This window comes from Parabacteroides sp. Y3-G-102, from assembly GCF_023656845.1.
Taxonomy (GTDB): domain Bacteria; phylum Bacteroidota; class Bacteroidia; order Bacteroidales; family Tannerellaceae; genus Parabacteroides; species Parabacteroides distasonis.
Map to the genome: position 1 here is coordinate 43628 of NZ_JAMOKU010000017.1, position 20542 is coordinate 64169.

19 protein-coding genes are annotated in these 20542 nt (G+C 45.6%); 5 read left to right on the forward strand and 14 right to left on the reverse strand.

The window, feature by feature from the left end; translation table 11 throughout:
- Nucleotides 1-8: 8 nt before the first annotated feature.
- From NBH16_RS10375 to NBH16_RS10400, 6 genes are all read right to left on the reverse strand, one after another.
- Nucleotides 9-731, reverse strand: coding sequence for a porin family protein (locus tag NBH16_RS10375; RefSeq protein WP_005857327.1), 723 nt, complete (start codon nucleotides 729-731; stop codon nucleotides 9-11).
- Nucleotides 732-735: 4 nt separating this feature from the next.
- The gene (locus tag NBH16_RS10380) at nucleotides 736-1302 is read right to left on the reverse strand and encodes a flavin reductase family protein (RefSeq protein ID WP_005862715.1); all 567 of its coding nucleotides are present in this window, start codon (nucleotides 1300-1302) and stop codon (nucleotides 736-738) included.
- A 92-nt stretch (nucleotides 1303-1394) separates the two neighbouring features.
- A complete protein-coding gene (gene pyrI, locus NBH16_RS10385; protein WP_005862713.1) occupies nucleotides 1395-1859 on the reverse strand; it encodes an aspartate carbamoyltransferase regulatory subunit in 465 nt (154 codons plus the stop codon).
- Nucleotides 1860-1871: 12 nt separating this feature from the next.
- Nucleotides 1872-2792, reverse strand: a complete 921-nt coding sequence (gene pyrB / locus NBH16_RS10390) for an aspartate carbamoyltransferase (RefSeq protein ID WP_005857322.1) — start codon at nucleotides 2790-2792, stop codon at nucleotides 1872-1874.
- A 74-nt stretch (nucleotides 2793-2866) separates the two neighbouring features.
- Nucleotides 2867-4567, reverse strand: a complete 1701-nt coding sequence (locus NBH16_RS10395) for an alkaline phosphatase (protein ID WP_022192594.1) — start codon at nucleotides 4565-4567, stop codon at nucleotides 2867-2869.
- Between the two features lie 43 nt (nucleotides 4568-4610).
- Nucleotides 4611-5789 carry a M24 family metallopeptidase gene (locus NBH16_RS10400; protein ID WP_009017302.1) on the reverse strand — a complete coding sequence of 393 codons (1179 nt, stop codon included), beginning with the start codon at nucleotides 5787-5789 and terminating at the stop codon, nucleotides 4611-4613.
- 135 nt (nucleotides 5790-5924) lie between these two features.
- Between NBH16_RS10400 and NBH16_RS10405 the strand changes: the two genes are divergently transcribed.
- Entirely contained in the window at nucleotides 5925-6065 is a 141-nt protein-coding gene (locus NBH16_RS10405; RefSeq protein WP_005857316.1) for a hypothetical protein, read from the forward strand.
- A gap of 53 nt (nucleotides 6066-6118) precedes the next feature.
- Here the strand turns inward: NBH16_RS10405 and NBH16_RS10410 are convergent, their stop codons facing one another.
- Complete coding sequence (locus NBH16_RS10410) at nucleotides 6119-6568, reverse strand: NanQ anomerase/TabA/YiaL family protein (protein WP_005857314.1); 450 nt, start codon at nucleotides 6566-6568, stop codon at nucleotides 6119-6121.
- A gap of 215 nt (nucleotides 6569-6783) precedes the next feature.
- Between NBH16_RS10410 and NBH16_RS10415 the strand changes: the two genes are divergently transcribed.
- Genes NBH16_RS10415 through trhA form a run of 3 tightly spaced genes read left to right on the forward strand, consistent with a single transcriptional unit; the run spans nucleotide 6784 to nucleotide 9887 of the window.
- Nucleotides 6784-8997 carry a heavy metal translocating P-type ATPase gene (locus NBH16_RS10415; RefSeq protein ID WP_250788488.1) on the forward strand — a complete coding sequence of 738 codons (2214 nt, stop codon included), beginning with the start codon at nucleotides 6784-6786 and terminating at the stop codon, nucleotides 8995-8997.
- 15 nt (nucleotides 8998-9012) lie between these two features.
- Nucleotides 9013-9219, forward strand: coding sequence for a heavy-metal-associated domain-containing protein (locus NBH16_RS10420; RefSeq protein WP_005857310.1), 207 nt, complete (start codon nucleotides 9013-9015; stop codon nucleotides 9217-9219).
- Between the two features lie 17 nt (nucleotides 9220-9236).
- Nucleotides 9237-9887, forward strand: coding sequence for a PAQR family membrane homeostasis protein TrhA (gene trhA, locus NBH16_RS10425; protein WP_009275107.1), 651 nt, complete (start codon nucleotides 9237-9239; stop codon nucleotides 9885-9887).
- A gap of 80 nt (nucleotides 9888-9967) precedes the next feature.
- Here trhA and NBH16_RS10430 read toward each other — a convergent pair whose 3' ends face one another.
- The 7 genes from NBH16_RS10430 to gadC all read right to left on the reverse strand — a co-directional run bounded on the left by NBH16_RS10430 (nucleotide 9968) and on the right by gadC (nucleotide 19497).
- The gene (locus NBH16_RS10430; protein ID WP_005862700.1) at nucleotides 9968-11287 is read right to left on the reverse strand and encodes a TldD/PmbA family protein; all 1320 of its coding nucleotides are present in this window, start codon (nucleotides 11285-11287) and stop codon (nucleotides 9968-9970) included.
- A 1-nt stretch (nucleotide 11288) separates the two neighbouring features.
- Entirely contained in the window at nucleotides 11289-12821 is a 1533-nt protein-coding gene (locus NBH16_RS10435; RefSeq protein WP_008772291.1) for a TldD/PmbA family protein, read from the reverse strand.
- Complete coding sequence (locus NBH16_RS10440; RefSeq protein ID WP_005862697.1) at nucleotides 12811-14052, reverse strand: anaerobic sulfatase-maturation protein; 1242 nt, start codon at nucleotides 14050-14052, stop codon at nucleotides 12811-12813. The genes NBH16_RS10435 and NBH16_RS10440 overlap by 11 nt, the downstream gene beginning before the upstream one ends.
- Nucleotides 14053-14076: 24 nt before the next feature.
- Nucleotides 14077-15843, reverse strand: coding sequence for an ArnT family glycosyltransferase (locus NBH16_RS10445; protein ID WP_005862695.1), 1767 nt, complete (start codon nucleotides 15841-15843; stop codon nucleotides 14077-14079).
- Nucleotides 15844-15941: 98 nt separating this feature from the next.
- The gene (locus tag NBH16_RS10450; protein ID WP_005862693.1) at nucleotides 15942-17498 is read right to left on the reverse strand and encodes a DUF4435 domain-containing protein; all 1557 of its coding nucleotides are present in this window, start codon (nucleotides 17496-17498) and stop codon (nucleotides 15942-15944) included.
- 138 nt (nucleotides 17499-17636) lie between these two features.
- The gene (locus NBH16_RS10455) at nucleotides 17637-17849 is read right to left on the reverse strand and encodes a hypothetical protein (protein WP_005857296.1); all 213 of its coding nucleotides are present in this window, start codon (nucleotides 17847-17849) and stop codon (nucleotides 17637-17639) included.
- Nucleotides 17850-18009: 160 nt separating this feature from the next.
- Nucleotides 18010-19497: a glutamine/gamma-aminobutyrate antiporter GadC gene (gene gadC / locus NBH16_RS10460; RefSeq protein ID WP_250788490.1), complete on the reverse strand. Its 1488-nt coding sequence runs from the start codon at nucleotides 19495-19497 to the stop codon at nucleotides 18010-18012.
- A 197-nt stretch (nucleotides 19498-19694) separates the two neighbouring features.
- On the opposite strand from gadC, the gene NBH16_RS10465 reads away from it, so the two are divergent.
- Nucleotides 19695-20441 (forward strand): potassium channel family protein, encoded by a 747-nt coding sequence (locus NBH16_RS10465; protein ID WP_005862690.1) that lies wholly within the window; start codon nucleotides 19695-19697, stop codon nucleotides 20439-20441.
- Nucleotides 20442-20542 lie beyond the last annotated feature (101 nt).

A 20542-nucleotide genomic window follows, 5' to 3' on the forward strand; every position in this document is an offset into this window, starting at 1 on the left:
ATGTCTTTTTAGAAGAGTACGCCGAGTGAGATACTCATCACGTTCGTTCGCTTGTCAATATTGATATCATAATTAATCTCGGGAACCGGGTTGTTGACTTTCTCGAAATCGGATTCCACTTGATTCAATCCGAACTCATAGACAAAGTCGAAGAATAGCCGTCCGATGCTAACCCCTACGCCCGTAGCGATATTGACTCCGAACGGGGTGTTGTCATTCACGTATTCTACGTGCGTGGTGGAAGACTCTACCGTATAGGCGATCTTATAGTTGTATTTTAATTTGGGGCCGACCATAAGGCTAAGTCCGTAAGGCCCTTTCTTCACTAGGTTATAGCCTACCATTATGGGAACCTCTAAGGAACTGGTTTTCATCATCAAGAGGTCGGTAGTTGCCGATGTATTGGACATCATATTATTTTCCGGCAAACTTTGAGGTATGGAAAAACGGATATTTCCCTCAGAACGATGCCATGAGAAACTAGGCTGGAGGAAGAACCGTTCGATATTGACCCGGCAAAAGACCGCGGCCAGATAACCTACCTTATATTCGATGTCTATATTCTCCGCTTCCTTCCCATTGATGGAAAGGGAGTTTATGACTGGGAAAGTGGCGTTGAATCCTACTTTGGCTCCAAAGTTGAATGCTTTGTCCTCGAAACGCATGAAGCTCTGGGCTTCTGCTAACAGACCGAAAGATAGCAACGCTCCTATAAGGTAGACTTTTTTCATACCGTTATTTTTTCTTTTTCACGGACCAGCCGAATTTACCGACAAATTCACCTAACCCGTAATACTTACCATGCGAGTAAGCCAAAAGATCCGCTTTCTGCATATCAAAAGCCCCTGTCTCTGGGTCTAGATATCGGTCATCGGCCTGTACGTTTACGACATCAGCGATAAACATATCATGACTTCCGAGAGCGATTACCTCTTTTACCCGGCATTCGATACAAAGCGGAGACTCGTCTATCGTAGGGGCGTTAACGACGGTCGCTTTTCCGGGAGTGAGCTTCATCTCCTCGAATTTATGATGGTCTTTCCCTGAGTTTACCCCGCACCAATCCGTGGCGTAGGCCAGCTCACGATTCGTCAAGTTGATGACGAATTCCATATTCTTCTTCAAGATCGGATAAGAGAATCGTTCCGGACGTACGGATATATAACACATCGCCGGATTCGTACAAATCGTACCGACCCATGCGACTGTTATTATATTGTATTCGGAAGGCTCATTCCCACAACTCACCATTACGGCAGGCAATGGATAGATCATGGTTCCCGGTTTCCAATCGTGCTTCATAATAAAAACTGCGTTTTTATAATTGAAAGTTGAGAATTGAGAATTAAAGATTCCGTAAAGCTAATTCTCAATTCTCAATTCTTAATTTTCAATTATCTAATGATTATGTCCTCTTTATTAATCTTACGTTCGCAATAATGACATTTAATGGTTCCCTTCTCCTTGTCGATCACGTGGAAGCGGGAAAGCATCGGCTCATTATTGGTGATACATTTCGGATTGTTACATTTGACCAAGCCAATCAGCTCGTCGGGTAAAGTAACCGTCTTCTTCTCTACAACCTCATAATCACGGATAATGTTCAAAATAATATTCGGGGCGATCATGGCGATACGGTTGATCTCGTCCTCCTCGAAAAACTTGTCGGCGATCTTGATCATACCCTTGCATCCCATCTTGTTGCTATGGAAATTATTGCCGATCGTGATCGTATTGTTCATTTTCTCCAGTCCCAGTAAAGAGGCTACCTTGAATAATTGGCTGGGAGGAATATGGTCTATGGCGGTACCGTTCTCTAAAGCGGCTACCTGCAACTCTTTTTTCTTTTCTGCTGACATAAAACTTCGTTTTTATTCGTCGATAGATATACCTAAAACTTCGCAAATGATAGCTTGGCGTGCGAACAGCCCGTTGCGTGCCTGCTGGATGTAATAAGCCTTTGGATTGTCATCTACATCGTAAGCTATCTCATTCACACGGGGTAGCGGATGTAAGATACGCAGGTTCTCACGGCTGTTTCTCAGCATGTCGTTACGCAGGATATACACGTTCTTTACCCGCTCATACTCTTCCAAGTCTGTGAAACGCTCACGTTGTACACGGGTCATATAAAGGATATCCGTCTGGTTGATGATATCTTCCGTGAAATCGGTATGCTCCTCGTATTTGAGTCCGTGCTTGTCGCAGAAGTTCTTTTGCTCGTCCGGCATGCGCAGCTCGTTCGGCGCGACGAAGTGGAAGGTCGGATGGAAGTGAGACATTCCCACGATCAAGGAGTGAACCGTACGGCCATACTTCAAATCGCCGACCATCGTGATGGTGAGGTTATCCAGCTTGCCTTGTGTCTTGCGAATGGAATACAGGTCCAGCATGGTTTGCGAGGGATGTTGGTTCGCCCCGTCACCAGCATTGATGATAGGGACATCCGTCACCTCGGAAGCATAGCGGGCGGCTCCTTCCAGATGATGTCTCATAATGATCAAGTCCACGTAATTGCTTACCATCAAGATCGTATCTTTCAAGGTCTCGCCCTTGGAGGAACTAGTCGTGGAAGCGTCCGAGAAACCGATCACCCGTCCACCTAAACGGTTTACAGCTGTCTCGAAACTCAGTCTCGTACGTGTAGAGGGCTCGAAGAACAGGGTGGCGGCGACTTTGCCTTCCAGTAATTTCCGGTTCGGATTCTCCTCAAACTTCCTTGCGTTATCCAGAATACGAAGAATGTCCTCTTTGGAACATTGATCGATAGAAACTAAACTTTTACTTTTCATAGGTTGTGTATATTCTGTCTTATGTACGCGAATGTATAAAAAAAGCGGAGACCGAAGGGCCTCCGCTTTATATTTTATTTTAAGAAATCAACTAGACTTGCCGGAAGATAGAACGTGTTATTTTTATCGACATAAACGACGACAGAGTTTAACCGTATCTCATCTTGGCCTTTCTTCCCGGACTTCACGATATTGGAGAACGGGGTGATCGTTAGCTGTTTTTTCTTATCTTTCTTGTTCTTAACGATCAAGGTTGGAGAACCTTTCTCGTCGGCGGCAGGGACGATCTCGCAAGTGTAATCCTCGAATACGTCCGTGTGGCGTGCGAAGTTCTTGTTTGTAAGATCTTCCAAGTTTTCGTGTGTCAATCCGAACAAATTGCATAAGTACTCATTCAGCTCGATGTTCGTATTCATACCTAGGGGTAAGGTTCCTTGCGGATGGTAAGCGGCTAGGAATACTTCCTCGCCCGTATGGCCGCCGGTCGTGAAACCGAAGCAAGTGCGGGAAGTGATGATATGCGCCATCAATCCGGTTAACGAGCCACTGTACATGGAGGAATTATCTTCCGGTTTGCGTTGGTCTTCCGGTATCGGGCTATTCTTATAATCCTTGCAATTGTTTAACGCGTTCATCTCTTCCGGAGTCAGCTCGAAGCCGGCGTAGGTGCGGAATACGTTTTGCACTTCTGAGTTAGGAACGCTGTTTACCTTGTTGGCGAAACCCTCGGCGGTCAATTTATACAGGGAGAATTGGTGGAACAATTGGTCTTTCGTCAATTTATCGTAACCTTTACAATCTCTTCTACCTAAGCTGATACCGCTGTTTCCGTGGTCGGGTACGATGACAACGGCAGTCTCGCCGTTATTGCGTGCGAACTCCAATGCGGCACCGCAGGCACGATCGAATGCCAAGAAATCGGTAGCCATACCTACCGGGTCATTGCCATGAGCGGCCCAGTCTACCTTACTGCCTTCTACCATTAAGAAGAAACCATTCGGGTTCTTGGATAATTTGTCGATCGCCTTACGAGTCATTTCCTCGATAGAAGGTTGCTCTTCCGGATTGCGGTCGATATCGTAAGCCATTTCCTTGTTGCCATATAAAGCCCACATCTTCTGATTATTATCGGCACGCATACCTTTCAAGTCATTTTTATAAACATTGTATCCGTTCGCCAATAGATAATCTTCCATATCCTTTGTAAGGATAGAAACTCCACCACCGATAACGACATCGATATCATTATGAACCATCTGCGGAGCGATCCAGTCGTATTTACCACGATTGTAGCTATGAGCGGAGCAGTCCGCCGGGGTAGCGTGTGGGAATTCGCAAGTGAAAACCAATCCTGTAGCTTTGCCCTGCAACATCTTGCCAGCCTCCAATACGGTGGTAAGCGGTTGGAAGGCACGGGCCGGGTCGGTCGGGTAGATATCGTTATCACCGTCGTTCTCCGGGTAAGTGGATACATAACCCGTACGGCTCGGCTGTCCGGTCATGTAGCATGATGTAGTAGGAGCGGAGTCGCCGATAGGGGCGTTAGAAGAATGCGTACGCACCGTTCCGCACAAATACGGGTCGATGTTCAATTTCGGTTTGCTGGGATCTTGGTACCATTGTAACCAACGGGCGATAGAGATAGTCGCCAATGAGGTTCCGTCCGGGATTAAGAGAATCACGTTCTTGACAGGCTTCACGTTCTCCTTTTCCACGGCATTGGCCGGCATAATGATAATAGCCAGCAAAAGTAGAAAAGCTAATGTTTTTTTCATGTGCTTTAATTTAATAATGTATAACAAATTCTTCTATTAAATCTTAATTTCCAAGTGGGATGATCTCCTCGTTGAACCGTGTCAACTTCTCCACGCCCGTCTCCGTTACAAGGAAACTGTTCTCGATACCCACGGCACCGACACCCGGGATCACGAATTTGGGCTCCAAGGCGAATACCATATTCGGTAAAAGCTCCTCTTTCGAGCGAGGGGTAAGCACAGGTAGCTCATTGATCTGTATACCGATGCCATGTCCTACGAATTTAGCCTGTTGCTCGGTTCCCATAAAGTTAGCCGAAAGACCTTCTTTCTTAGCGATATTCGCCGCTATATTATATAAATCCGAACAAGCGGTTCCCGGGCGGGTAGCGTTTTCCACCTCCTGTTGTATCGTAAGGGCCACTTGATGCGCCCGATATGCTTCCTCCGTCAGGCGGCCTACGGAGAAGACACGGGTCATGTCCGTCATATAAGCCGTATAATTGCCGGCCATATCCACCATGATAGCGGTACCTTCTTTTAATAAAGTACCGTTAGCGCCTAGCGGACAAGAAGCGTCTATGCCGCCTCCGCCCAAAGCGAAATCAAAAGGGGATGGGGTCTCGGCGTTTTCCCCGGCGAGAATACTACCCATATAGATATCCATATTGGCTCCGAAAGCACGGAAAAGACCGATCGAGCCGTTCTTGCGCATACGTTTCTCGATCTCGTACTGAAACTCCAAGTCTGTCATACCGGGACGGAAGCATTCCGGGATCTCGCTATAAGTAGCCTCGTGCTTGCGGGCGGCGATACGGAATTGCCCGATCTCCCAAGGGGTTTTTACCCGGCGAAGGTTTCGCATGAAAGCGGTGGCGTTACCGGCCTCCTCCGGTTGGAATACCTTTTGTAAACGGATATATTCATTATAAGTTAACTCATCTGCCTCTAATAAGAGTCTTTTCGGCATCTTAATTCCTCGTTCCGCAAATAAGGGTGGGATGTCTTCCGGCTTACGGATGTATTCCACTTGATGTCCTGAAAGCCCGTTCGGTCGCTTGATCAAGAACCACGGCTCACCGTCTACCGGCAAATAAAAATAACCACTATAGATTTGTCCTGTCGTATAATAAAGATTTACATCTACGGTAAGCAAACAGGCATCCATACCCATTTTTGCCATACCATCTCTCATCCGATCCCATTTTATCTTTAGGTCGTTCTTCAATTCTTCTGAAATCATCTTCCTTTGTATTACTTTTATTTTGTACCGGGCATCAAAGGTAACAAGAATTTACGAGATTTAAGTGGATTTGAGGTGAATAAAGTATTACAAACGCATATATGCGAATATACGGTTGAATAGGGAAATCTTCTTATGAATAAAGATAATCGTATCTGTATCTATTCCTTGATTCTCGTCGTGAATCCTATAAACCACGGCGTGGTCTTTACAGATCATGGCGTGGTTTACAAAGACCACGCCGTGGTTTGTAGAATAGAAGTAGATCCGATATAGAATATATAAGTATTCAGCTGATTATTCTTGCGGAACAGATAGGGTATTCGATACTATTGGACCGGGATCTTGATAACCACCTTCCGGATATTCCCTTGGCCGATACCCGGGGCGTGCCCGTCTTCCGGGAAATAAATGGCGAATTGTCCGGGATAGATTTTCGTATAGGCGGTAGGTTTGTCGATATAAAAGGCGATATCTTGCTCCTCGTTGTATGGAACGGACTCCTCTAGTAATTGATCTCCCGGTTTCCATCCGATTTTCTCTACGCCCAATAAGGGGAATTGGATATCGATAAATTTCTTGTGGGTCTCGATGGCCGCTTCCGACTTCTCCTTTCCGAAGAGGCTGGCGATGCTAACCGTGAAACCAGCGTCCGCTATATCGTATTTACCATCTTCCATTTTTGAAAAATCAGTAGACTTAACATAGTCAAAAGCCTGCTTAAACAGCGGATGGATACATTCGATCCGCTTAGAGTTCTCAAGTGAGTCTAGAATCATATTGTTATTAAGTTTTAGTAATTGGTTTGAAAATCGTTACAAATGTCGGGTATTTCCCTGTTAAATAATAGTCATATTTCTCAAATAAATCTATTAAGTTCCTAGGTTTCTTAACGTACGTAAATACTGTTTCGTAAAGTTTGCAATCTGGTTGCAATCATATTTATCGTATCTTTGTTATTCATTTATATATAACTAAACAGGTGATACGATCTATGAAAGATTTGGAGACAATTATACTACCGGTTCTCGAGATGAGTTGTGCCGTATGTGCCAATAACGTAGAGAATACGGTGAAGGGACTTCCCGGCGTGGAGGAGGCATCGGTGAATTTCGCGGTGAATACGCTTTCCGTCAAATACCATCCATCCTTGATTACTCCTCAGAAAATGAGAGAGGCCGTGCAGGAGGCCGGATACGATTTGGTCGTGGAGGTAGAGGATCCGACGGCGGTACAGGAAGAGATGGCACGAGAGCATTACCGGAAGCTACGCCGGAATACGATCGGGGCGTGGGTACTTTCCATTCCGCTGGCCCTGCTGGGAATGGTGTTTATGCATACGCCCGGCGGTAACTGGATCATGATGGCGCTGGCCTTGGTGATTATGATCGTGTTCGGGCGGTCGTTCTACGTGAACGGCGTGCGCCATGCGTTGCACGGTAGCGCCAATATGGATACATTGGTGGCGTTGAGTACCTCGATCGCTTTCCTGTTCAGTTTCTTCAATACCGTATATCCGCGGTTCTGGTATGAGAAAGGATTGGAGCCGCATGTTTATTATGAGGCATCCGGCGTGATCATAGCGTTCGTCCTGTTGGGCAAACTTCTGGAGGAGCGGGCGAAGAACAGCACTTCTTCCGCTATCAAGAGCTTGATGGGATTGCAGCCTAAAACCGCCCGTCGTGTGCGAGATGGTCAGGAGGAAGAGGTCTCTATCTCGTTCTTGCGGGTGGGAGATCTTGTCAGTGTCCGTCCCGGTGAGAAGATCCCGGTGGACGGCATGGTGTCTCAAGGTTCCTCTTCCGTGGATGAGAGCATGTTGAGTGGCGAGCCGATCCCTGTCGTGAAATCACAAGGTGACCGGGTCTTGGCCGGGACGATCAACCAAAAGGGCGCTTTCTTGATGGAGGCGACCGGGGTGGGGAGCGCTACCGTATTATCGCAAATCGTACAGATGGTACAAGCCGCTCAAGGAAGTAAGGCGCCCGTGCAGCGTATCGTTGATAAAATAAGTGGTATATTTGTACCGATCGTTGTCGGATTGGCGATACTCACTTTTATCGTCTGGCTGGTAGTAGGAGGAAGCGGGTACTTCTCGTACGCTCTCTTATCGGCGGTATCGGTATTGGTGATCGCTTGCCCTTGCGCGTTGGGACTTGCTACGCCAACTGCCTTGATGGTCGGGATGGGTAAAGGCGCCGAGCATCATATATTGATCAAAGACGCATTTGCCTTGGAAAACCTTTGTAAGGTGGATACCGTCGTGCTGGATAAGACCGGGACCTTGACCGAGGGCGTGCCCGAGGTGACAGACTCTTTCTGGATATCGGAGGCGAGCCGGGATATGCTGGATATCCTTTATACTGCCGAGATGAAGTCTGAGCATCCTTTGGCGTCCGCTATCCTCTCATGGTTGAAAGGAACGGAGGCTGCGGAGATCGACGCTGATAGTTTCGAGAGCGTAACGGGGCGTGGTATCCAAATGCAGGTACATGGCGTGACGTATTGGGTAGGAAGCAAAGGCTTTTTGGAAACCTTCAAGGCGATGGTTCCGCCCGAGGCTGGGCGGGAAATCATCCGGTGGGAAGAGGATGGCAAGAGTATCGTTTATTACGGTTGGGAAGCGGAATTGCTTGCGGTCATGGCTATTTCGGATCGGTTGAAACCTACGTCGGGAGAGGCGGTAGAGGCCTTGAAAGAAATGGGTATCGAGGTTCATTTATTGACCGGCGATGGGAAACGGACTGCCGAGACTGTTGCGGCCATGCTGGATATCCGTCATTATAAGGCGGATGTCTTGCCGAGCGATAAGGAGGAGTATATCCGTTCCTTGCAAGCCGCCGGAAGGAAAGTGGCTATGGTTGGGGATGGTATCAACGACTCGCAAGCTTTAGCCCGTGCGGATGTGAGCATTGCGATGGGTAAGGGAACGGATATCGCCATGGATGTGGCGATGGTCACGTTGATTACTTCGGATTTGATGTTATTGCCGGATGCGATCCGCTTGTCGAAACGTACGGTTCGCTCGATCCACCAGAATTTATTCTGGGCATTTATCTATAACTTGATCGGAATCCCATTGGCGGCGGGTGTCTTATTCCCGGTGAACGGACTGTTACTGAACCCGATGTTGGCGAGCGCCGCGATGGCTTTCAGTTCCGTGTCGGTGGTATTAAATAGCTTACGGTTGAAATGGAGTAAACTTTAAATAATAAGTAGAGATATGGCAACATTAAAATTTAAGACAAACGCTAAATGTGGCGGATGTGTAGCGGCTATCGGCGCTAAGTTGAATAAATTAGTAAAAGAGGACGCATGGTCGATCGACTTGAAATCCCCGGATAAAACATTGACTATAACAACCGATCTTCCGGCGGAGACCATTCTTTCAGCCGTATCGGAGGCCGGTTTCAAGGCCAGCGCCTTGTAGTCGTAGCGATCGGATGGATGAGAAAACAAAGACAGACTCATGGTGAGGAAGTAGCGAATGTGCTTACGCATGGCGCGGGTATGTTGTTCGGCTTAACGGCGATTATCGTCTTGATGATCGCCGGGATTCGTACAGGTGATCCGTGGGTGATCGGTAGTTTCGCCGTTTATGCGTTGTGCATGACTTCCTCGTATGTGACCTCTACCTTTTACCACGCCGCTTCCGATCCCAAGCGAAAATGCCAGTTGCGCCGTTGGGATCATAGCGCTATTTATTTGCATATCGCAGGTACTTATACGCCATTTACCTTGGTGGCTCTCCGCGACGAGGGTTTCTGGGGCTGGGGATTATTTATTACGGTTTGGCTGGCCGCGGTTATCGGCGTATGGTTTAGTTTCCGTCGGATGAAGAAAAAGGATAATCTGAAAACGGTTTGTTATCTGCTGATGAGTTGGGTGGTGATTATCGCTTTCAAACCTTTGATCGATGTTTTCCAGCGTACGGATTCGATGTATGTCTTATATTGGCTGATCGGAGGAGGCTTGTTCTATTCCTTAGGAACGATTTTCTTCTTTCTGGATAAATATAAATATATGCATTCCGCATGGCATTTATTCGTTCTCGGGGGAACGGTTTGCCATTTTATAGCGATCTATAATTTGGTGTAAGGAAAAATAAAGAAGCCGGAACTGTGTTTGGCGGTTCCGGCTTCTTTGTTTCTTGTTCTTCCGTATGTTGTTTCTCGTATTTATAATCCGCTAAAATCAACCCCATTGAAAAGCAAGGAAGGGATTCGCCAGCTGGAGGATAGGCGGGGGTCGTTTCCGACTTCCGCTAGGTTACTCCATAGGGAGAGCATATTACCCGTGGCGTTCATCTCGGAGATCGGTTGGGATAGCTTGCCTCTCTCGATCAAGAAACCTTCCACGCCATACGAGAAATCGCCGGTCGTGCTATTGCAGTTTCCACCGTTGAAGCCGGTCACCAATATACCTTTGTCGATAGAGGCGATCAATCCGTCCAGATCCTTATCACCATTCCGCATGGTAAGAATCGAGGGAGAGCCGATCGTTTGTTCCATGCCCATCTTGTTGGCGGAATACGTATCGATATAATACGTTTTCAATATACCCTGCTCGAATACCGGAAGACGTTTCGTGGCAACACCCTCGCTATCGAAATAACGTGCGCCGGAAGCCTTTACCAAATGAGGCTCATCTATCAAGGTCATCTTGTCGCTCGCTACCTTTTGGTCGATCTTATCCAACAAGAAAGAGTTCTTTTGCTGGATGGAGGAACCGTAAATGGCTCCGATTACTGGAGAAAGCAGACGACTGGAGTTCATGTTATCCACGATCATGGTATATTTACCGGACGCCACTTTCCGCTGTCCCAGTTTTCGAAGCACCCGTTCCAGCGCTTTCGTACCGATACCGGTCTTCACCAGCTCGTCATAATACAAGGAAGAGTCGTACCAATAAGACTCGGGACGGGCGTCGCCCTCCCCACGGATGCTGACACTCCCCACCAAGCCATAAGAGGAACCGGAAGCCTCGCCTTCGAAACCGTTGCTGGCTACCATGTACTTAAAGTCCTTCTCGTCGCTGTAGGAAGCGTTGGCGGAGATGATCCGGTCGTCCTTGCCCATGATCTCCTCACAGACGCTCATGGCCAACGCTACCTTGTCGTCCGGTTGCACGGAGTCGAAATTCGGGTCGACCAATCGCAAGTCCGCCGCCCCACCTTTATAATACAAGGAAGCGTCCGGCAGCGTGCGAGCCTTGTCCTCGGCGAGGAAACGAGTGGCGGCGATACCATCCTTGATGAACTTCTCCAGCTCTTTCTTATCCAAGCGATTGGTAGAGTAGGAGCCGTAACGGCCGTCCACGAACAAATGAACCACCATGCTGTTCTCGGACGCCTGTTGCAGACGGTCTATTTTCATATCCCGTATCTCAAACGAACTGCTGGAACCATTGTAAAGCGTGACACGTGAAGATTGGCAACCATTCTTCAAGGCATATTCCATGGCCCATTGAGCCAATTTCTTATTTTCGTTTGTTATCATATTAGTTTTCTCCTCCTACTGTAAGTTTGCTGACTAAAGCCGACGGCATACCGCAGGTTACCGGGCAAGACTGTCCATCCTTACCGCAGGTCCATGTGCCGTTATCCATTTTATAATTATTACCCACCATCGTGATATCCGCCAACGCTTTCGGGCCGTTACCGATGATATTGATATCCTTGATAGGTTGGGTAAGCTTGCCGTTCTCGATCAAGTAACCATCCTTCACGAAGAAGGTAAAATCGCCCGCGCCGATCTGTACCTGCCCGTTCGTGAAGTTGGCGGCATAGATACCTTTCTTTACGGTAGAGATGATCTCCTCTTCCGTCACGTTTCCCGCTTCCATATAAGTGGCACGCATACGGGGGATAGGCATCTGACGGAAAGACTCCCGGCGGCCATTGCCCGTAGAGGGGATGCCGTAATGTTTCGCGCTGATACGATCGTGCAGATAACTGGTCAAGACTCCCTCCCGTACGATATAGGTTTTTTGTCCGTCCACACCCTCGTCATCGATATTGACCGAGCCCCGGTTGAAAGGAATCGTGCCGTCGTCCACCACGTTGATATGCTCGTTACAAACTTTCTTGTTCAGTTGATCAGAGAAAATAGAGGTGTTCTTACGGTTGAAATCTGCCTCGAAAGCATGGCCGATCGCCTCGTGCAATAAGATGCCAGAGCCACCGGCACCCATGACAACGGGCATTTCCCCGCCTTTAGGCTTGATCGCCTGAAATAAGATAGAGGTCTTATCCACCGCCTCTTGGGCAAGCTCGTCGATCAGGTCGTCCGTCAGGAATTCCGCTCCCATACGAAAAGCCCGTGCGGCGTACGAGTTCTCGATCTTCCCGTTATCCTCCATAATACAGACGGCACTCAAAGCACTCATCGGGCGATAATCGTAATAAATCTGCCCTTCCGAGTTACAGAATAAGATATGAGAGGTCGTGTCTCCCAAAGAGGCCATCACCTTGGTGACCCGCTTGTCCTTGGCGAAGATCTGATCGTTCAGTTTCTGCAAGAAAGGCATCTTGTCATTAATGGCTATCTCGTCCCAAGGTGTTTGTACGCTATAGAAATTGTTCGTATGCTTTTCTTCCGTTAAGTTGATAGGAGCGGTATTCGCTGATCCGGTGGCGATCCGTGCGGCCGTACGAGCCGCCTTCAGCATCTCGTCCAAGCTGACGTTCTCCACGTAGGCATATCCCGTTTGGTCGCCGGACAAAACACGTACGCCCATCCCAAAATCGATGTTAGATGAGGCACGGTTTACGGCACCATCCTGCAACCCCACGTTGTTCCTGTATGAATGCTCAAAAAACAAATCGGCATAATCCCCGCCTTTCTCCAAGGCTGCTGCCAATACTTTCCTCAAATCCCCCTCACTCACCTTGAAATAATTCATGGCGAATGAAATACCGGCTGCTTTATCACTCTCACTACCGGTGCAACTTCCTAGTAGGGAAGGAGCCGCTAATGTTCCAAGCATAACCATACTTCCTGTTTTAATGAAATCACGTCTGTTAATATTCATGTTGTTGTTGTTTAGCCCAATCCATCACGTTTGCGGGTGGACGTTGATTCAATAACTCTTTTTTCATAAAATCCATGTAAGGAGCTACGTGCTTGAAGAATTTCTTGTATCCCTTACATAGATAATTTAGTCCCGGTTCTCCATTCGGCGTATGGAGGAACCGGTTTTTCGGGCATTCCCCATGGCAAGCGAAAAGATATTCGCATTCCTTGCATTGCGTAGGGAGCTTATCTTCTTTATCCGTTCCAAACTTTTGTTGTACCGGACTGTACATCATCTCCGTTAATGTCTTTGTTTGGATATTCCCGAGTTTGTATTCCGGGAATACGAAATGGTCGCAAGCATATACGTCGCCATTGAACTCCATTACCCCGGCGTGACCGCAATGGCGGGCCAAGGAGCAGACCCCGGGTTGCTCGCCTACCCAGTTGGCCAAGGTGGAATCGAATAATTGGATGTAGAACTTGCCGACATCCTCTTTCAGCCACTCGTCGAACAAGGCGCAAAGGAAATCCCCCCATTTCTCGCTATCTACCGAGAACGGAGCTAGCTCGATCGCAGCGTCTTGTTCCTCGGGAGAAGATAGCTTGGTACCTTCCTTGTGCCGGCCGATACGCTCCACGATCGGGGCGAATTGGATGAAACGGCAATCCAGTTCCTTGAAGAAATTATAGAATTCCAGCGGATAATCCACGTTATAATCATTCACGACGGCCATGGCGTTATATTCTACCCCATGTTTTTTCAGCAACTCGATTCCCTTCATCACCTTATAGAAAGAGGGGAGTCCCTGCCGGTTCCTACGGTATTCGTCGTGGAACTCTTGCGGGCCATCGATAGATACACCCACCAAGAAATTATTTTCCTTGAAAAATTGGCACCACTCATCATTCAATAGGGTACCATTGGTTTGGATACAGTTATCTATTTGCCGTCCTCCCGCATACTTACGCTGCAACTCCAAGGCTTTTTTATAGAAGCTGATCGGCCGCATCAGCGTCTCGCCTCCATGCCATGTAAACAAGACTTCTTGCATGGTTTGGCATTCCATGTATTCCTTGATGAACTTCTCGAGTATCTGATCCGTCATGATGTGATTCTTCACGTCCGGATAGAACTTACTTTTCTCAAGGTAATAACAATACTCGCATGCCAAATTACAAACAGAACCAACCGGTTTCAACATGATGTAGACCGGCTTGGCGAAAGGGGAAATATAGGAACTATTCATGGTATACTATTAGATATTACATTTCTATTTCAACTCGAACTCGCTAAGCACGATTTTTTGTTTTAGCTCGCTGAACGTTTGATCTGACTTAGTCAGTGTACGGAAGGTATATTTATCCCCGTATGTGGAAAGTACCTTTTCCATCTCATTTTCTCCGATCAGGAAATAACCTTTGGCGGGTGTTTCTTTATCGAAGTCATGGAAGATATTTCCCATATAGAAGTTTAACCCGTACAGATTCCGATAAATCCGAAGGTTATTTACGACATATACATTCTTTTTATTCAATGGATATTCTTTCAGGATACGTTCAGCGAAAACACGGCAAGAATCCCCTTCACGAATACCTCTCATAATGACACCATCAATTAATAAATTAACCGAGAATGTCAAGGCTATCGTAGCGTAGAGAATCTTGATATTTATTTTCTTGAACATCTGGTAATAGACCGTTCCTAATATCAATAGATTTATGAAGATAATACAGATCGTAAGCGTACTGGGGTGAACTAATACTTTTGATACCATTTGTACCATGTCCAAGGTCGATGCGTTTTGTGTATATTGACCGACGATACCAACAGGATCAATAATACTGAATACCGTAAGCAAGATCGCTATCATGACGACACTTACTACGGAAGCTAAAAAGGCAGCGAATACCCGAGTTACTTTCGTACGGTATTCTGTAATATATAAGGCATACTGAGCCAAGAACAAGGCAATGAACGGATAAGCCGGCATTAAATATACGCTTCGTTTACTGGAAGGGATCGAATAGAAGAAAAGGATGCCGACTAAAGCAACCAAACTAAATAAACGAACTTTTTCCATGGAGCGGATACGTTTCCACGTATTCTTTAAGATCTCTTTAATAGGTTGCTCAGGCTTACTAAGTTTCAGCCCGAATAAAGAGAAGAAAAAGAAAATAGTCCAAGGTATAAAGCCTGCCGCCAACGTCATGAAATTGTACCAAACACCATTCTCATGCCCCAGATCATAGGAAATTTCAGGAGTGTTTAGGTGTAAGAAACGAGCGAAATTCTCCGCTAATACGACATTAAGGAACTCATCTCCACCCTGCTTCCATGCAGCGGTATACCACAACATCGGTAGGAATAAAGAGGAAATTCCCGCATATAATAAAGTCTTGAATATGGTGAGATAACTGTATTGACCTAACATTAATAGATAAATGCCGAATACGAATAGGGGCAATACTACGCCTACCGGTCCTTTGGTCAGAACGGCGCATCCTAATAATAAAGGTATGAATATGGGAAGTCCTTTCAGCTCTAATTTATCTTCCCATCGATATAGCTGGAAAAGCCCTATGACGATGAAAGTAGTGAGCAACATATCCACCCGAGTCGTCATGGCCGCCCGATGTATCTCTACGCAGGTGACCAATAGGAGGGTCGCTATGAATGCCTCCTGAAACTTTACGATTCGTTTACCGAAAAAGACCAATACGAACCCGATCAAGGTAATAAAGGCTAAAGCCGATGGCAAGCGGGAGGTGAACTCGGAAACATATCCCTGTGGATAGGAGAAAGCAGCCATTAACCAATGCGCCATCGGTGGCTTAAAAGCGAACTCGTTCGCGTAAGATTGTGGCAAGACCCAATTACCTGTCTCGAGCATGGAGATCGCTACAGCCGCTTCCCGAGGTTCCCCTTTGGTGGAAAAGTCGCCGAGGCCAATCCAAGGTAACACAGATATAATACAGATTACTACCATCATGGTTACCGGCTTTTGCAAGTAAAGATATTGAAGTGTAGGTGTACGCATATGACAATTAATATATAGGGCTTTGGCCCATTAATGTTATAAAACAGTTTGCAAAAGAACAATTTTTTATGGACTTTCCCCGCATTTTTAGAAACTTTTTATGTGCCCAATGAATGTTTGATAGCCTTTCGTATCGCTTCCGCATCCTCCTTGTTTTCCTTTAATATGGAGAGAATCAGGTTTAAATAACTCTCTTTGTTACTGATACCGCAGATCGCGCATAGGCGGCTCTGTGGTAACATCCCTTTTTGATTATAAACACGGAGGATGCTTTTGTAGTTCTCCGTTTCTATATAAGACTCGAACTCTTCTTTTATGTTTTTGTATATTTCTTCCGCATGGATGTTCAGACGGATACTCTCTACATGTTCGGTTAATTGCTCCACCGTCGTTATCTTGCGATCAACGGTAGTCTCCAGTTTTTTACGGACTTGATGTTTGGCATGAAGGATTACTTGCGAATCCAGTTCTTTTTGGAAAAGACGTACTACGTTTTCTTTCACTTGCTTGAAAACATCGTCCGGATCTTTCATCAACCGTTTGGCGACCGTCTTGATCACATCCTCTATCATCAATAGGTTCTCCACTTCCGCTACGTCCGGTACATAAATATGTTGTTCCCGTAGATAGTTTATTTCTCCTTGCGTACGCCTATCACGATCTACGATACCTTTGCTATCTAATGTATGGAAGTCTTTCAGTTGGCCGAACGCTTTGGTTGTCTCGATTACTTTTTGGCAACCACCCATCGGTTTCACCAAATAATCGGGGAATATGAAGGGGTAAAGCTTGCTGTCGATACTGTTCGTGTCGGTCCCTTCGATAAACAAGATCGGTTTCCGGCTGCCAAGTATTTCCATATATACTTCTTCTGGAAAACTTTCATTACTCTCGATCAACTCGTAATCCCATACGGAATGATCTGCGTCGTAAGAACGAATCCAGATCCGTTTGCTGTCGGAGCGGGAGGTGGCGAAATCAATGTCATGTGTGAGATAAACAAACGTACAGTCCGGGCGTATCGCCTCAATCTCGTCCCAAAGCTGGTTCTTTATGGAGTTGTGGAGAAGGGTTTCCGGCTCTTCGATCACGAGCAAGGCGTTCGGGCATGCGCATAATGCGGCCCCAATCAAGTAGAACACCAGTTTCTCGCTATCGCTCATGCGTCCGGCGGTATAGGAATTTGAATCACGCCCCGTGGATACAAGCTCGATAAATCCCGACTTTCGTATCAGACGATTATGCGGAAACATCTTTTCCCAGATCGCTTGTATAATATCTATCTTGGTGATCGGAGGATCTACTTCGTTATTAGTCTTGCAGGCTTCCTTGAAATTGACTGCCGCCTCGAACTCCTCGCTCTGGAGTTGCAAAATCAGTTTCTCGTATTCAGAAATACGTGGCATGAACAGTCGTTCTTTGATCATAGACTGTAAACGTGCGAATTCATTGGAGGCCGATAATTTAGATTCGTCATCGCTGATGAATAAGGCATGTATACCGGATATTCTTTTCGCTTGACCCGCATATCTCTCCAATAAATCTCTGCCAAAAGAGCTTTTCCCCGCACCGTTCGCTCCGATCACGACTAATATCTTCGTGTCTAGCATGATGGGATGTGTCACATTAACTTTCGTTGGGAGTGTTAGTTCCATACATGTTATTGATTAGGTTTTCAAAGATAAGCTTTTTCTTTGAAAGTTCGCACGAGACCTGAAAAATAAAGTGCCTTTCCCGAAACATCCTTAAAGACGGGAAAGGCGCTTTTATTAAAACCTTAGCAGAGTTTTTTCTTATTTGCTCTTCTCCAAGATAACTCGAGCGAGGCGAGCTTGTATTTGCATTAATGTATTAACATCCTCGTTCTCGAAATTGATGTCAGCTACTTTTAAACTTCTTTTGGAGACTACCGGAGCCGATTTAGCAGCCATTAATTCTTGTACTAATTCATCTACTTGCTCTTTGATTTTCTCTGCCTTTTTTGAATAATCTACTGTACGTGCCATAGTTCTTTTGATATTTTATTTTATGAATACTATCGCAAAGATAATTACATTTTTATAATACACATAATAAAACGTAAATATTCTGTGCTATTTTTACGAAAAAGTCCGAGCTGCAATATTTTCGCAGCCCGGACTAGGTAATTATCGAGATGAATGTGTGTTATGCTTTTGTCGTATTCGTCTCGGATACGTCATTTTTTACTTCCCAATGGAACGGTTCGAATTCAGTGTTCGGATCTACCCAAGATGCTTTCTTAGACGCATAGATAATAAACGGTGCCGCAACGACAACAATTACACCGATGAAGAGAACGGCGAACCAAACCGTATTATTTCCTGTAGAAATCTGGCTAGGAGGAATGAAACTTAATACGAACGCTAATAAGGAACCACAGAATCCTAAACCTCCGATCAACCACATCAAGCCATTGCCACCTTTTCCGATACGGAAAGGACGACCTGCCTTTTTCATCTTATAACGTAATGCGATCGCTCCGGAGAACATCAACATATACATTATTAAATATAAGATCACCGTAAGCTGTGATAAGATCTGATAAAAGCTTTGTACGGATGGCATTACCACGAATAATAAGCTAAGAAGTGTAACAGCCGCTCCTTGGATATAAAGGATGTTTTTCTGTACGCCGATCTTATTGGTCTTCTGGAAGAACGGGGGCAGATAACCTGCTTTACCAACTGCGAATATACCTTTGGAAGGACCAGCGACCCATGTCAATACTCCTGCTAATACGCCAAATGCCAAAGCGATAGCGATAATTGGAGATAACCATGAGGCATGAATGTACTTGAAGTAATTGTCGAATCCCACTAATAAACTTTGCGTAAGATTGATGTCTTTCTCTGGGATAATAATACCCAACGCAAAAGTTCCTAGTACGAAGATTACAACGGTGATCAAGGCACCGATAAATACAGCTTTCGGATAGCTTTTAGAAGGATTGTCAACGTCTTTCACGTGAATACCGCCCATTTCCATACCTGCGTAAAAAAGGAAGATACTTGCGGCTAAGACTAAGTTGTCGAATTTACTGAAGTCGGGGAAGAAGTTACTGTGGAAATCCATATTGGAATGCCCGCCAGTCGCTAGGTATACGATACCTAAAATGATGAGTAACGCCGCCGGGATGATAGTACCTACCATACCTCCGATTTTCGCTACTTTTCCAACCCAACTCAATCCCTTTAGTGAGATAAATGTAGCCAGCCAATAAATAATTAACACGATCGCTAACGTGTAGTATTTGTTATTCGCCAGCAGCATATCTTCGGGATGATCCATACCGATGAAGGCGATGGATACGGCTCCAAAAGTTAATACAGTCGGATACCAGATCGTACTTTCAATCCATTGAACCCAGATAGCCAGAAAGCCTAGACGTTTTCCATAGGCCTCACCTACCCAACGGAATACACCACCTTGTTTGTCTTGAAACATTGCCGCTAATTCCGCTGCCACCAAAGAGGTCGGGATTAAGAATACGATTGCCGCGAATAAGTAATAGAAAGCCGAACTTAGTCCGTATACGGCTTCTGCTGGCAGTCCGCGTAAAGATACTACTGCCGTCACGTTCATGATTGCTAGGGTAAACACACCTAGCTTTACTGTCTTGTTGATATTTGCCATAGATTTATGTTTTAAAAATGAGAATTACTTCTCTCGTTTAAGTCTGAGTTTATAACAGCGAATCAAAGAAGTTGTTTTGTTTTTGCTACGTAAAACTTGGTTAATTAACACATTTCGCTGTTTAAACAAATGGTATATGAGGTTTGTTGTCATAAACCAAAATGAAAAGGATTATAATTAAATAAATAGTAACGCTTATGAAAATGGCCGTATTTGATTTCGCATTGAGAAAGAAGGGGGTATATGGTGTGTTACATATCATTATACTATTGTTGTCGCTGTTCTTGGTTATCAGTATCTCCATCGATACATTTAAGAATATTCCCTTTTACACGCAAACTTCTTATAAGAAGATTCAATTATGGATCTGTTTGTTTTTTCTTTTCGATTTTGTTTTGGAACTTTTCCTATCGAAAGATAAATTACGTTATTTGCGAACGCACTTTATTTTCTTGCTCGTAGCGATCCCTTACCAAAATATAATAGAATATTATCATATTATCACCTCACCCGAGCTTAGTTATTTCTTACGTTTCGTTCCTTTGGTACGGGGCGGGTATGCGTTGGCGATCGTGGTGGGATGGTTATCGTATAATAAGGCATCCGGCTTGTTTGTTTCTTACTTGACGATGTTGTTGGCCACGGTTTATTTCTCAAGTCTTATATTTTTTGTCTTGGAGCATAAGGTGAACCCGTTGGTGGCTAATTATGGGGACGCTCTATGGTGGGCGTTTATGGATGTGACGACGGTTGGCTCTAACATATCCGCTATTACGGTTACGGGACGAGTCCTCTCAGTCGTATTGGCTGCTTTGGGCATGATGATGTTTCCAATATTTACGGTATATGTGACAAGCCTTGTCCAAAAAAGTAACGAGGAGAAAAAGAGGTTTTATGAGAACATACAGGCTCCTTCTCCCCAGCCAGAGGTGAAGGATAAATAGAAACCCTGGTTCCTTACGGTGGATACTGCGAGGTCTTCCCGTAGGGAACAAACAGGCTGGAGGAAGTGGCTGAGATTACACTATGATTTGCTGGAAAGTTT

What these genes read in the sequence shown, in the direction of transcription:
- NBH16_RS10415 (WP_250788488.1), top strand. Translation starts at nt 6,784, where the DNA reads ATGAAAGATTTGGAGACAATTATACTACCGGTTCTCGAGATGAGTTGT.
- NBH16_RS10440 (WP_005862697.1), bottom strand. Translation starts at nt 14,052, where the DNA reads ATGAATAGTTCCTATATTTCCCCTTTCGCCAAGCCGGTCTACATCATG.
- NBH16_RS10375 (WP_005857327.1), bottom strand. Translation starts at nt 731, where the DNA reads ATGAAAAAAGTCTACCTTATAGGAGCGTTGCTATCTTTCGGTCTGTTA.
- NBH16_RS10445 (WP_005862695.1), bottom strand. Translation starts at nt 15,843, where the DNA reads ATGCGTACACCTACACTTCAATATCTTTACTTGCAAAAGCCGGTAACC.
- NBH16_RS10430 (WP_005862700.1), bottom strand. Translation starts at nt 11,287, where the DNA reads ATGATAACAAACGAAAATAAGAAATTGGCTCAATGGGCCATGGAATAT.
- NBH16_RS10455 (WP_005857296.1), bottom strand. Translation starts at nt 17,849, where the DNA reads ATGGCACGTACAGTAGATTATTCAAAAAAGGCAGAGAAAATCAAAGAG.
- NBH16_RS10410 (WP_005857314.1), bottom strand. Translation starts at nt 6,568, where the DNA reads ATGATTCTAGACTCACTTGAGAACTCTAAGCGGATCGAATGTATCCAT.
- pyrI (WP_005862713.1), bottom strand. Translation starts at nt 1,859, where the DNA reads ATGTCAGCAGAAAAGAAAAAAGAGTTGCAGGTAGCCGCTTTAGAGAAC.
- pyrB (WP_005857322.1), bottom strand. Translation starts at nt 2,792, where the DNA reads ATGAAAAGTAAAAGTTTAGTTTCTATCGATCAATGTTCCAAAGAGGAC.
- gadC (WP_250788490.1), bottom strand. Translation starts at nt 19,497, where the DNA reads ATGGCAAATATCAACAAGACAGTAAAGCTAGGTGTGTTTACCCTAGCA.
- NBH16_RS10395 (WP_022192594.1), bottom strand. Translation starts at nt 4,567, where the DNA reads ATGAAAAAAACATTAGCTTTTCTACTTTTGCTGGCTATTATCATTATG.
- NBH16_RS10405 (WP_005857316.1), top strand. Translation starts at nt 5,925, where the DNA reads ATGAATAAAGATAATCGTATCTGTATCTATTCCTTGATTCTCGTCGTG.
- NBH16_RS10400 (WP_009017302.1), bottom strand. Translation starts at nt 5,789, where the DNA reads ATGATTTCAGAAGAATTGAAGAACGACCTAAAGATAAAATGGGATCGG.
- trhA (WP_009275107.1), top strand. Translation starts at nt 9,237, where the DNA reads ATGAGAAAACAAAGACAGACTCATGGTGAGGAAGTAGCGAATGTGCTT.
- NBH16_RS10420 (WP_005857310.1), top strand. Translation starts at nt 9,013, where the DNA reads ATGGCAACATTAAAATTTAAGACAAACGCTAAATGTGGCGGATGTGTA.
- NBH16_RS10435 (WP_008772291.1), bottom strand. Translation starts at nt 12,821, where the DNA reads ATGAATATTAACAGACGTGATTTCATTAAAACAGGAAGTATGGTTATG.
- NBH16_RS10450 (WP_005862693.1), bottom strand. Translation starts at nt 17,498, where the DNA reads ATGGAACTAACACTCCCAACGAAAGTTAATGTGACACATCCCATCATG.
- NBH16_RS10380 (WP_005862715.1), bottom strand. Translation starts at nt 1,302, where the DNA reads ATGAAGCACGATTGGAAACCGGGAACCATGATCTATCCATTGCCTGCC.
- NBH16_RS10465 (WP_005862690.1), top strand. Translation starts at nt 19,695, where the DNA reads ATGAAAATGGCCGTATTTGATTTCGCATTGAGAAAGAAGGGGGTATAT.